We start from the raw sequence: 11,728 nt of genomic DNA on the forward strand, positions 1-11,728 counted from the left end.
GGCCGGGTCGGGGTGCTGCTGACCGCCATCGCGGCGTCCTCCGATGTCTGCTGTGCCTGGACGCGGACGCGGCGGCCGGCCCCTCATGAGGGCCGTGGACGGCGATGTCTTCGACGGCCGGCGCGACTACGCGCCCGAGACGGATGGGTCGGGCGTCGTCAGTTGGCCGGACAGATCGCGCTGCGCACGCGGCCGTAATCGACGTGGCGACGGGCCACGAAGCGGCGGACGACAGCGGCGGTCATGAGTGCCATGCTCCCACACCCCCGGTTGACCGGCCAATGACCGCGTGTGTGATCCCACATCACGGACCGCCCGTCCCCGGGTGCCGCGCCCTCGGTCGGCGGCGGGAGCAGCCGAGCCCTGCGCGCGAATCGGCGGACCAGCCCGCCCGGCCGTCCGGCTGTGTGACGCTGCGACATGTGACCGCACCTTCGGAGCCGAGACGGGCCAGCGGCGCGGCCGCTCCCGCCAGGAGCAACCGACGGTGGCTGGTCTGGCTGCCGCCGGCGGCGCTCACGCTGGCGGTCAGCCTCACCGAGGTGAGCCGGGCGCAGCTCTGGCGGGACGAGCTGGCCACCTGGAGCGCGGCGACCCGGCCGGTCGGCGACCTGGTCCGGCTGGCCGGCACCATCGACGCCGCCACCGGGCCGTACTACCTGCTCATGCACGGCTGGATCGCGCTGTTCGGCGACTCGACGACCGCGCTGCGGCTGCCGTCGGTGCTGGCCATGGCGGCCACCGCCGGGCTGACCGCCCGGCTCGGCGAGCGGCTGGTCGACGCCCGGGTCGGATTGCTGGCCGGGCTGCTCCTCGCCGTCCTCCCCGGCACCTCGCGGTACGCCCAGGAAGCCCGCCCGTACGCGCTGGCCACGCTGCTCGCCGTCCTCGCCACGCTGCTGCTGGTCGAGGCGCTGCGTCGCCCGTCGTGGGCCCGCTGGGCCGGCTACGCCGCCGCCGTCGCCGCGCTGGGCCTGACCCACCTGATCGCGCTCACCCTGCTCGCCGCGCACGCGGTCGCGGTGCTGCTGGTCCAGTGGCGCGACCCGGCGGCCGCCGGCCTCGACACTCTCCCGGACGGCGCCGAGCGGCCCGCCGACAGCCGTCGGAGGGACGACCCGCCGGCCGATGACCGGCCCGACGTCGAACCGCCCGGCGGCGGGCAACCTGGCGACGCCCGACCAGGCGGCGAGGGATCGGGCGGCGTGCGGCGGGCCGGGCGTCACGTCCTGTTGCGGTGGTTGGTGGCGTTGGTGCCGGCCGTGCTGCTGGTCGGTCCGCTGGTGGTGGTGGCGCGGGGGCAGCGGTCCCGGCAGCTCGACTGGGTGGACCCCGCCCGGCTGACCGACCTGGCGGCGCTCCCCGGCGGCGTGGCACAGAGCGGCGCGGTCGGCGGCCTGCTGCTCGGTCTCGCCGCGCTCGGTGCCGGACGGCTCGGCCGGCGGGCCCTGCTGCCCGCGGCCTGCGTGCTGCTGCCGGTGCTGCTGGTCTTCGCCGCCGGGGTGGTCGTGCCGCTGTGGGTGCCGCGCTACCTGGTCTTCACCGTGCCGTTCGGCTGCCTGCTGGCCGGCGCGGCGCCGGCCGGCGTACGGCTGGCGCCGGCGCTCGCCGTGGTGGTGCTGGCCGGGCTGCTCGGCCTGCCCGACCAGGCGGGGCTGCGGCGTACGCACGAGTGGCCGCGCAGCGCCACGGTCGACTACCGGGGGGTGGCCCGGGTGATCGCCGACCATGAGCAGCCCGGCGACGTGATCGTCTTCTCCCCCCGGGAGAGTTGGCTCTTCCTCGACCTCGGCACCGCGTACCACCTGGGGTCCCGGCAGCCCCGCGACGCGCTGGTGGTCCGCGACCAGCGGCAGCGCGCGGACCTCTGGGCCGGCGAGTGCGACCGGCCGGCGGAGTGCCTGGCCGGCGCGGGCCGGGTCTGGCTGGTGGTCGCCGGGCGGCGGAGCGACCCGGCGGCGGCCGTGCCGGGGGCGAAGGGCGCGGCGCTGCGGGACGGCCTCACCGTCCGCCAGGTCTGGCCGCGCCCCGGCCTCACCGTCGCCCTGCTCACCCGCTGATCCCCGCCGTTCCACCGCACGGCCCGCCGGCAGGCCGCCGCTCGCGGGGAGCCCGTCGGCCGCCGCGAGCCCCCGGGCCCGCCGGCAGCCTCGCAACATACGGGAGGTGGGGGTGAAAACGGGCCCCGATACCGCGACTTCCCGGAAGTTGCGCGGACGCCCCGACCCGGCGCGACGCGGCGGGTCAGGGGGTGAGGCGGTCGGCGGAGCCGCGGGCGAGGGGGACCACCAGGACGGCCTCGGTGCCGCCGGTGGCGCCGTTGCGCAGCTCGATGGTGCCGCGGAGCTCGCCGGTCACCAACGCCCGGACGATCTGCAGGCCGAGCCGGCCGCCGCGTTCGGCGTCGAACTGCTCGGGCAGGCCGCGACCGTTGTCGGCGACCGAGACGTGCAGCTGCTTGCGGAACCGGTGCGCGGACACCACCACCTCGGGCTTGCCGTCCCCGTCGGCGACGACCGCGCCCTCCTCGCCGGCGGGCGGGAAGCCGTGCTCGACGGCGTTGAGCAGCAGCTCGTTGAGGACCATCACCAGCGAGGTGGCGATCTCGGCGGGCAGCACGCCGAAGCTGCCCTTGCGGCGCATGCCGACCGTCACCTCGGTCGCCGCGACCTCGGTGGCCGCGCTGGCCACCCGGTCGACGATCCCGTCGAACTCGACCGCCTCGTCGCTGGACATGGAGAGCGTCTCGTGCACCAGGGCGATCGAGGCGACCCGGCGGACCGACTCCTCCAGAGCGACCCGGGCCTCGGGCATGGACACCCGGCGGGCCTGGAGGCGGAGCAGCGCGGCGACGGTCTGGAGGTTGTTCTTCACCCGGTGGTGGATCTCCCGGATGGTGGCGTCCTTGGTGATCAGGGCACGGTCCCGGCGGCGTACCTCGGTGATGTCGCGGACCAGCACCAGCGCGCCGATCGGCACGCCGGCCGGCATCAGCGGCAACGCTCGGGTGAGCATGGTGGCGCCCCGGGCGTCGATCTCCCGCCGGGGCGGGGCGTCCCCGCGCAGCGCGGCCAGGATGGCGTTCGCCGCGTCGGTGCCCTCCAGCGGGTCGCCGGCCAGCCGGCGGTGCAGCTTGGCCAGGTCCTCACCCACCAGGTGGGAGGCGTAGCCCAACCGGCGGTACGCGGACTGCGCGTTCGGGCTGGCGTAGGTGACCTTGCCGTTGGCGTCGAGGCGGACCAGGCCGTCGCCGACCCGGGGCGCGGAGGTGGTCTCGCCGGGGTGCCGGGGCGGTGGGAACGTGCCGTCGGCGATCATCTGGGCCAGGTCGTCGGCGGTGGTCAGGTAGTTCAGTTCGAGCTGGCTGGGCGTGCGGGCGGTGGAGAGGTTGGTGTCCCGCCCGACCACGGCGACGACCTCGCCGTTCTCCCCGTCGGCGGTACGCAGCCGGACGGGGATCGCCTCGTGCCGGGCGGGCACGTCGCCGTACCAGACCGGGTCGCCCTCCCGCCAGATCCGGCCCTGCCGGTGGGCGACCTCCAGGTGCGCGACCTCCGGCCCGCCGACGATCCGCCCCACCTGGTCGTCGAGGTACGCGGTGGGGGCGGTCGTCGGGCGGACCTGGGCCACGCAGAGGAACGTCCCGTCGCCGTCCACCGGCACCCACAGCAGCAGGTCGGCGAAGGAGAGGTCGGACAGCAGCTGCCAGTCCCCGGCGATCCGGTGCAGGTGGTCGATGTCGGCCGGGCGGAGCTGGGTGTGCTCCTCGGCGAGGTCGCGCAGCGTGGACACGAGACACAGCGTGCCACGCCGGCGGTCACATCGTCGCGGTGACCTTCTTCAGCCCGCGCGGGGCGTCCGGGTCCTCGCCCCGGGTCAGCGCCAGGGCCAGGGCCAGCCGCTGCAACGGGAGGATGTCCAGCAGCGGGGCGTACCGCTCGTCGACCTCGGGGACGGCCATCCGGGTGGCCCCCTCGACGTCGGCGGAGCCGACCACCACCACGTCGGCGCGGCGCTCGCCGAGCCGGGGCAGCACCTCGCCCATCGACCGCCCGCCGGGGCCGGAGCCGACGACAGCGAGCACCGGGACGTCGGGGTCGGTCATGGCCAGGGGGCCGTGCAGCAGGTCGGCGCCGGAGAAGGCGAGCGCCGGCAGGTACGAGGTCTCCATCAGCTTCAGCGCGGCCTCCCGGGCGGTCGGGTACGCGTACCCGCGGCCGGTGGTGACGAGCTGGGCGGCGAACCGGTAGCGCGGGGCGAGTTGGGCCGGGGTGGCGTCGGCGAGGGTGCGCTCGGCCAGTTCGGGCAGGGCGGCGAGGGCGGCCTGCTCCTCGGCCGGCAGCACGCCGTCGCCGGCACGTACCCCCTCGACGAGCATCAGCAGCGCGAGCAGCTCGGCGGTGTACGTCTTGGTGGCGGCGACGGCCCGCTCGTGCCCGGCGGCGATGTCGACGGCGAGCTCGGCGGTCTCCACCAGCGGGGAGTCGGGCGCGTTCGTGACGGCGAGGGTGAGCGCGCCGGAGGCCCGGGCGACCCGGAGCACCTCGGCCAGGTCGGGCGAGCCGCCGCTCTGGCTGACCCCGACGACGAGGGCGTCGGAGAGGTCGGGCCGGGCGCCGTAGACGGTGATCGCGCTCGGCGAGGCGAGGCCGGCGGGGAGGCCGAGGCGGATCTCGGTCAGGTACGCCGCGTAGAGGGCGGCGTGGTCGGAGGTGCCGCGGGCGGTGAAGACCACGTGCCGGGGCCGGCGCTCGGCGATCACCGCCGCGACCCGGGCGATCGCCCCGGCGTGCTCGGCGGAGAGCAGGCGGTCGTAGCCGGCCGGCTGCTCGTCGATGTCGGCGGCCATGCCGGCCCCTGGACGGGTCACGGAGAACTCCCCCCTGCGCGAACGTCGCGCGATCGGTGCTCAGTCTTGCACCTTTGCGCCCACACGAGCAATGTAACGAACAGCAATGCGCAGTGGATCACCGAATCGACGCACCATCCCCTAGGCTTGCCCGGCTGGCGAACCGACTCACCGAGAGGACGACGTGCCCGACGGAACGGACGACTCCGCGCTCTCCGCGGAGGGGGAGCTCGCGCTCGCCCGCCTGGCGCTGGGCGACGGGGATCTCCAGCACGCCGCCGACCACGTCGCCGCCGCGCTCGTCCAGGCCCCCACGCTGCCCGAGGTGCACGAGACCCTGGCCCGGGTCGCCGCGGCCAGCGGCGGAGACCTGGATCTCTTCCCGCTGGGACACCACGCATTCGTCGGCGCGGTGGTGGCCCGCGCGCACCTGCTCGCCGCCGCCGGGCGACCGGCCGAAGGACTCGACCTGCTGGCCGCGGCCACCGGCTACGCGCCCGGCGCCGACTGGGCGAGCGTGCCCTGGGTGACCGCCCCCGAGCTGCCCGAACGCCTCGAACCCGAGCGGACCGCCCGGATCCTCATGCAGATCTGCGCGGCGGCCCCCGACCCGGTGCCCCGGCGGCTCCGCGACCCGCTGCGGCCGTACCTCACCCTGGCCCGCAACGCGGTCACCGTGCACCCCGGCCACCCGCTGCTGCTGGGCGCGGCGTCCGCGCTGGCCCGGCGGATCGGCGCGGTCGCCCTCGCCGTCACCTGGGCCTCCCGGGGGGTACGCGCGGAGCCGACCAAACTCGGCGAGGTCTGGCTCGGGTACGCGTACCGCAGCGCCGGCCGGACCCGGGACGCCCTGGCCGCCCTCGGCCGCGCCGTCGAGCACGACCCCGACGACCTCGCGGTCTACGCCGACATCGCCGGCACGCTCGCCGACGCCGGCCGGCTCGACGAGGCGCTCGACTGGATCGACCGGGCCCTGGCCCGCGACCCCACCTTCGACTGCGCCGCGCACACCGCGCACCGGCTGCGCTTCCAGCGCGACGGGGACGTGGCCCACCTGGTCGCCCTCGCCGACTTCGTCCGGGACCACCCCGACGACAGCCACGAGCACGGCGACCTCGCCGAGTGCTGCCGCAGCCGCCCCTGGCTGGGGCAGGTCACCCCGGCCGGCGGCCCGATGCTGGACGCGCTGCGGCAGGCCCTCGCCGCCGAGGGCGCCGCCCGGCTCGCCGTACGGCTGGACGCGCTGGAGCCGCCCAGCGCGATGCGTACCGTCGCGGCGGCCGTGCCCGGCCTCGACGTCGAGGTGGCCGAGGTGACCGACCCGGACCCCCGCCGGCCCCGCCGCGCCACCACCTGCCAGCTCTGGCGGTACGACGGCACCCACGCCGCGCCGACCCTGCCGGTCCCGTCGGCCGAGGCGGCCGAACGCATCCGGCAGCTCGCCCACCCGGCGTGGCCGCACCCACCGGCCGCCTACGACGTCGCGGTGGGGCTGGCCACCCTGGAGCTGGCCGACCTGCTCGCCCTGCTGGTGCACCCGCCCAAGGCGCCGCCGACCGCGCTGGGCCGGGTGCTCGCCGGCCAGGACCCCTCGCTCTGGGTGCGCTGCGTGCAGGTCTGGGCCTGCCTCGGCCTGCTGCACCACCGCACCGACGAACCGTGGGCGGAGTCCACCCGGCGGCGGGTGCTGCTGGAACTGGTCTGGGGCGTCGAGGACTGGATCACCGAGGCGGCGCTGTTCGCCCTGGTCACCGCCGCCTGGGTCGATCCCGCGGTACGCCCCGACGTGGCCCGGGCGGTGGCCGAACGCCTCGCCGACGTGGCGGCCGTGTCCCGCGAACGCCGGGTGCCGATCGCCACCTCCGTGGCCCACCTGGCCCTGGCCACCCCGGCGCTGGACGAGACGACCAAGGCCCTGGCCCGCGAGCTGGCCGCCATCCCGGCCGCCGACCCACACCAGCGACCGGGGGCACTGCGCCGCCTCTGGCGCCGCCTCGCCGCCCTCCTCTGGCGCCCCTGACCAACGCGCTGGAAACGACCGCGGCCACGCCGTACCCGGGTGGGGTCGGCGTGGCCGCGGAGCGTGCGTCAGGCGACCGGGGCCTTGCCCAGGGCGGTCTCGGCCTGCTCCTCGGGGGTGGCGTCCGCGGGCGGGGCGTCGTTGGCCGAGCGCAGCGGGACCTCCTTGATGAACCAGGCGAGCACCGGCACCGCGATGGTGAAGACGACCGCCCAGAGGAAGACGTGCGAGATGGCGTCGGACAGGCCGCCGAGCACCAGCTCGCGCACCTGCGCCGGGAGCGCCTTGAGCTGCTCCAGGTCCATCCGGCCGCCCTCACCGCCACCGCCGCTGAACGCGCTGCCAGCCGCGGAGTCGGCGAGCCGGTTGGCGAAGATCGCGCCGAAGAGCGAGATGCCGAACGAACCGCCGATGGAGCGGAAGAAGGTGGCTCCGCCGCTCGCCGCGCCGAGGTCCTTCTGCTCGACGCTGTTCTGCGCGATCAGCATCGAGGTCTGCATGAGGAAGCCCATGCCCGCACCGAGCACGACCATGTAGACCGAGGACTCGGCCTTGCTGGTGTCGACGTCGAGCCGGCTGAGCAGGAACATGCCGGCGGTCATCACCACGCCGCCGACGATCGGGAACATCCGGTACCGGCCGGTCTTGGTGATCGTCCGGCCGACGACCAGCGAGACCACCAGCATGCCGAACATCAGCGGGAGCAACAGCAGGCCGCTGTTGGTGGCCGAGGCGCCCTGCACGGTCTGCTGGTAGAGCGGCAGGAAGTTCATCGCGCCGAACATCGCGAAGCCGAGCAGGAAGCCGATCACCGAGATGAGGGCGAAGTTGCGGTTGGCGAAGAGCCCGAGCGGCAGGATCGGCTCGACGGCGCGGCGCTCGACGAGGGCGAACACGACCAGGGCGACCAGGGCGAGGACGGCGAGGCCGAGGATCTGCGGCGAGGTCCAGTCGTACTCGTTGCCGCCCCAGGTGGTGACCAGCACGATCGCGGTGATGCCGACCGAGAGCAGCGCGGCGCCCAGCCAGTCGATCTTGTGCTCGGTGCGGTACTTCGGCAGGTGCATGGTGGTGGCCAGGACCAGCAGCGCGACGCCGCCCAGCGGCAGGTTGACGTAGAACGCCCAGCGCCAGGAGAGGTTGTCGGTGATGAAACCGCCGACCAGCGGGCCGGCCACCATGGCGATGGCCATGATCCCGGCGATCATGCCCTGGTAGCGGCCCCGCTCGCGGGGCGGCACCAGGTCACCGATGATCGCCATCACGCCGACCATCAGGCCGCCCGCGCCGAGGCCCTGGACGGCCCGGAACGCGATCAGCTCGATCATGCCGGTGTCGGCGCCGCCGAACATGCCGGAGCCGGACATGCCGCAGAGCGCGGAGCCGATCAGGAAGATCACCACGGAGGTGAGGAAGACGGCCTTGCGGCCGTACAGGTCGCCGAGCTTGCCCCAGATCGGAGTGGAGACCGTGGTGCCCAGCACGTACGCGGTGACCACCCAGGTGAAGTGGTCGACGCCGCCGAATTCGCCGACGATCCGCGGCAGCGCGGTGCTGACGATCATGTTGTCGAGCATCGCGAGCATCATCGCGATCATCAGACCGAACAGGACGACCCGGATGTTGGGTCTCGCCGTCGCCTGGGTTTCCTGAGTCATGGGTAAGCTCCCCCGGAGATGTGTCGCACTTACTTGCCGCCCGGCTAGTCACCTTACTAGCCGCACGGTAAGTTGGACAGCAGAAAACCGTCAAGTGAGTTGGGTGGTTCAGGTGAGGGAGAGCACAGGCGGCACGCGGGAACGCATCCAGGCCGTCGCGCTGGAGCTCTTCACCGAGCAGGGGTACGAGAAGACCTCGCTGCGGGAGATCGCCGAGCGGCTGGGTGTGACCAAGGCCGCCCTCTACTACCACTTCAAGAGCAAGGACGAGATCGTCAACAGCTTCGTCGAGGACCGGCTGCACCGGATGGACGAGCTGATCGACTGGGCCCGGTCGCAACCGGCCACCCTGGCCACCCGCCGGGCCCTGATCACCCGGTACGCCGACGCGATATTCGCCAGCGAGCAGCCGTCGGTGATGCGCTTCTTCGAGCAGAACCAGACCGTGTTGAAGAGCCTCGCCGCCGGGATGCAGATGCGGGAACGGATGCTGGGCCTCGCCGACCAGCTGTGCCGGGGCGACGATTCGCCCGCCGCGCAGCTCCGCGCCGCGCTCACCCTGTTCGCCGTGCACAGCAGCTGGTTCGCGGTACGCGCCCCGCACATCACCGACGAGGAGCGGAAGAAGATCGCTCTCGAGGTCGCCGACGAGCTGCTGTCGAAGATCGGCGAGGCCGGCTGACCCGCCGGTCACCGGCCGGTACGGGCGCCGTCAGTCGCCGGTGAGGTCCAGCCGGAGCCCGAGCAGCTCCACCCCCGGCAGCGGGGACCAGTCCTTCTCCGGCACCCGGACGAAGCCCATCCGCTGGTAGAGCCGGTGCGCCGCGACGGCCATGCCGCTGCGTACGCAGATCACCACCGCCGAGCAGCCCAGCTCGGTCGCCCGGGCCACGCAGGCGCGGACCAGCGCCACCCCGGCGCCACGCCCCTGCGCCGCCGGGTCGACCGCCAGCATCCGGAACTCCGCCTCGCCGGGCCCGGAGAGCTCCGCGTACGGGGTGCCGGCCAGCACGAACGTCACCGCCCCGAGCACCTCGCCGGTGCCGGTGTCGACGGCGACCAGCACCTCGCCGGTCTCCGCCCGGGTGGCCACGTCGGCGAGCACCACGGCGTACCCGTTCTCGCCCTTGAGCTGCCCGTCGGCCTCGTAGGCGGCGACCGTCAGCCGGGCCACCGCCGGGTGGTCGGCCGGGTCGGCCCGACGGACGCTGAGGCCGGTCAACCGATCACCGCGATCAGGTCGCCGTCCTGCACGACGTCACCCTCGTTGACCGCGATCTGCTGGACGACGCCGTCCGACTCGGCGATCACGGGGATCTCCATCTTCATCGACTCCAGGATCACCAGCGTGTCCCCCTCGGACACGGTGTCTCCGGCCGTCGCGACGACCTTCCAGACGTTCGCCACCATCTCGGCGCGGATCTCCTCGGCCATGTCACGGCCCTCCCTCTCCACCGGTGTGCCTGCGAACGGTATCCAATCATGACCCGGGTCACGCCGGACGCGGAGCGGCCGGCACGCCGCTTTCGGCCCCGCCGGACCACGGGCGAGGCAACCCGCACTAGCATCAGCTCCGTCGGACCCCGGACGCCCGGAGGACCGGTACGCGACCTCCGCCGCGCTCGCCCGCGGTCGGACCGTGACCAGCACAAGGAGGCACAGCATGGCGAAGAAGGCCCGTAGGAAGAAGGCCCGGAGGAAGAGCAACGCGAACCACGGCAAGCGCCCCAACTCCTGATCGTCGGCGGGCCCGTGCCCGCCTGGAGGATCAGCAGCTCCCCCGGCCCCGGGCCGGGACACGCCGGTGGCCCGGGTCGGATCCGACCCGGGCCACCTGTTTCTGTCAGCTCAGTGCGGCGTGCGCTCAGTCCGCCAGCTCGCGGGACTCGGTGCTCTCGAAGACCACCAGCTCGGTGAGGCGTACCCGCAGCCGCTCGCGCAGCTGCGCCGGCGCGGTCTCGTTGCCGCAGCACCGCGCGACCAGCGCCTTCACCTCCTGCTCGATGCCGTACTCGCGCAGGCAGTGCCCGCATTCGTCGAGGTGGGTCCGGATCAGCACCCGGCGCTCGTCCGCGCACTCCAGATCCAGGTAGAGGTACACCTCCGCGAGCACCTCGCGGCAGTCCGTCTCGTGCGGCTCTCCACAGCTCACGGTCACACCTCCCGGCCGGCGGCGGCGGTCGAACCCTTCGACGACGGCGCGGAGGAGAAGCCCCGCTCCGCGGCGTACTGCTCGAGCAGCTTGCGCAGATTACGTCGGCCGCGGTGCAGCCGCGACATCACCGTGCCGATCGGCGTACCCATGATGTCGGCGACCTCCTTGTAGGAGAAGCCCTCGACGTCGGTCAGGTACACCGCCATACGGAACTCCTCCGGCAGCTGCTGGAGGGCCTCCTTGACGTCGCTGTCCGGCAGGCGGTCCAGCGCCTCGGTCTCCGCCGAGCGCAGCCCGCTGGAGGTGTGCGACTCGGCCTCGGCGAGCTGCCAGTCGGTGATCTCCTCGGTCGGCGCCTGAATCGGCTGGCGCTGCCGCTTGCGGTAGGAGTTGATGTAGGTGTTGGTCAGGATCCGGTAGAGCCAGGCCTTCAGGTTCGTGCCCTGCTCGAACTGGTGGAAGGCCGCGTACGCCTTCAGATACGTCTCCTGGACCAGGTCCTCGGCATCCGCCGGGTTGCGGGTCATCCGCAGTCCGGCAGCGTAGAGCTGATCGACGAAGGGCATCGCGTCCCGCTCGAAGCGGGCCCTGCGCTCGTCCGTCTTCTCGGTGGTCAACCGCACATCCCCTCGCGTCGGATGCTTCCTCGCCGAGGATACGCGTACGGAGCTGTCCGTAGATTCACTTCCGGCCGGTGTGCTGGTGCTCACCGCGGCCGGCGCCTCGGCGGGCCACTCCGGCGCGTCCAGCAGCCGCCTCAGCTGCCGCGCGTCCCGCTTGTCCCGCTCCCGGCTCCGTGTCTCGGTCGGCACCGGTCACCCCCCTCGGCTGGAAATGTCGTCCAGGGGTAGTAACCGCGCAGTGGGGCGACACATTCCTACCCCCGCCGTTCCTGGTCCCCGCCTCGGCCGCGACCGACGCTGGGACCAGGAAGGGCCTGGGAGGATGGTCCCGAATGCCCGAACCGGTGCATCCGGCACCATCCGTAGCAACGACCCGCCGCCGCCCCCGGTCACGCCCCGCAGCGGAGCTGGCCGGTCGGGGTC

The 11,728-nt window shown here is 73.9% G+C and carries 11 protein-coding genes; 4 read left to right on the forward strand and 7 right to left on the reverse strand.

From position 1 onward, the window contains the following. Positions 1-422: 422 nt before the first annotated feature. Positions 423-2,060, forward strand: coding sequence for a glycosyltransferase family 39 protein (locus DKT69_RS26410; protein ID WP_438361876.1), 1,638 nt, complete (start codon positions 423-425; stop codon positions 2,058-2,060). A gap of 184 nt (positions 2,061-2,244) precedes the next feature. On the opposite strand, the gene DKT69_RS26415 is transcribed toward DKT69_RS26410, so the two are convergent. Continuing rightward, positions 2,245-3,792, reverse strand: a complete 1,548-nt coding sequence (locus DKT69_RS26415) for a sensor histidine kinase (protein WP_109804206.1) — start codon at positions 3,790-3,792, stop codon at positions 2,245-2,247. A 25-nt stretch (positions 3,793-3,817) separates the two neighbouring features. Beyond that, the gene (locus DKT69_RS26420; protein ID WP_109804207.1) at positions 3,818-4,849 is read right to left on the reverse strand and encodes an SIS domain-containing protein; all 1,032 of its coding nucleotides are present in this window, start codon (positions 4,847-4,849) and stop codon (positions 3,818-3,820) included. A 184-nt stretch (positions 4,850-5,033) separates the two neighbouring features. Here DKT69_RS26420 and DKT69_RS26425 point away from each other — a divergent pair, with 184 nt between their 5' ends. Then, a complete protein-coding gene (locus tag DKT69_RS26425; protein WP_109804208.1) occupies positions 5,034-6,869 on the forward strand; it encodes a tetratricopeptide repeat protein in 1,836 nt (611 codons plus the stop codon). A 68-nt stretch (positions 6,870-6,937) separates the two neighbouring features. Here the strand turns inward: DKT69_RS26425 and DKT69_RS26430 are convergent, their stop codons facing one another. Continuing rightward, entirely contained in the window at positions 6,938-8,527 is a 1,590-nt protein-coding gene (locus DKT69_RS26430; protein ID WP_109804209.1) for an MDR family MFS transporter, read from the reverse strand. A gap of 112 nt (positions 8,528-8,639) precedes the next feature. Between DKT69_RS26430 and DKT69_RS26435 the strand changes: the two genes are divergently transcribed. After that, positions 8,640-9,209 (forward strand): TetR/AcrR family transcriptional regulator, encoded by a 570-nt coding sequence (locus DKT69_RS26435; RefSeq protein WP_109804210.1) that lies wholly within the window; start codon positions 8,640-8,642, stop codon positions 9,207-9,209. A gap of 30 nt (positions 9,210-9,239) precedes the next feature. Here the strand turns inward: DKT69_RS26435 and DKT69_RS26440 are convergent, their stop codons facing one another. Together DKT69_RS26440 and DKT69_RS26445 are read right to left on the reverse strand one after the other, a co-directional pair. Continuing rightward, the gene (locus DKT69_RS26440; RefSeq protein ID WP_109804211.1) at positions 9,240-9,749 is read right to left on the reverse strand and encodes a GNAT family N-acetyltransferase; all 510 of its coding nucleotides are present in this window, start codon (positions 9,747-9,749) and stop codon (positions 9,240-9,242) included. After that, positions 9,746-9,961 (reverse strand): biotin/lipoyl-binding carrier protein, encoded by a 216-nt coding sequence (locus DKT69_RS26445; protein ID WP_109804212.1) that lies wholly within the window; start codon positions 9,959-9,961, stop codon positions 9,746-9,748. The genes DKT69_RS26440 and DKT69_RS26445 overlap by 4 nt, the downstream gene beginning before the upstream one ends. Before the next feature lie 229 nt (positions 9,962-10,190). On the opposite strand from DKT69_RS26445, the gene DKT69_RS41465 reads away from it, so the two are divergent. Further along, on the forward strand, positions 10,191-10,265 hold the full coding sequence (locus tag DKT69_RS41465) for a 50S ribosomal protein bL37 (protein WP_375373551.1): 75 nt from the start codon (positions 10,191-10,193) through the stop codon (positions 10,263-10,265). A 126-nt stretch (positions 10,266-10,391) separates the two neighbouring features. Here DKT69_RS41465 and rsrA read toward each other — a convergent pair whose 3' ends face one another. Both rsrA and DKT69_RS26455 read right to left on the reverse strand, forming a co-directional pair. Then, on the reverse strand, positions 10,392-10,679 hold the full coding sequence (gene rsrA, locus DKT69_RS26450) for a mycothiol system anti-sigma-R factor (RefSeq protein ID WP_109804214.1): 288 nt from the start codon (positions 10,677-10,679) through the stop codon (positions 10,392-10,394). Positions 10,680-10,681: 2 nt separating this feature from the next. Further along, positions 10,682-11,494, reverse strand: a complete 813-nt coding sequence (locus DKT69_RS26455; protein ID WP_109804213.1) for a sigma-70 family RNA polymerase sigma factor — start codon at positions 11,492-11,494, stop codon at positions 10,682-10,684. Between the last annotated feature and the right edge of the window lie 234 nt (positions 11,495-11,728).

It is taken from the genome of Micromonospora sicca, from assembly GCF_003172935.1.
Lineage (GTDB): Bacteria > Actinomycetota > Actinomycetes > Mycobacteriales > Micromonosporaceae > Micromonospora > Micromonospora sicca.

Bases quoted from the DNA above. Each gene is read 5' to 3' on its own strand.
- DKT69_RS26430 (WP_109804209.1), bottom strand. From the start codon at position 8,527: ATGACTCAGGAAACCCAGGCGACGGCGAGACCCAACATCCGGGTCGTC.
- DKT69_RS26445 (WP_109804212.1), bottom strand. From the start codon at position 9,961: ATGGCCGAGGAGATCCGCGCCGAGATGGTGGCGAACGTCTGGAAGGTC.
- DKT69_RS26420 (WP_109804207.1), bottom strand. From the start codon at position 4,849: ATGGCCGCCGACATCGACGAGCAGCCGGCCGGCTACGACCGCCTGCTC.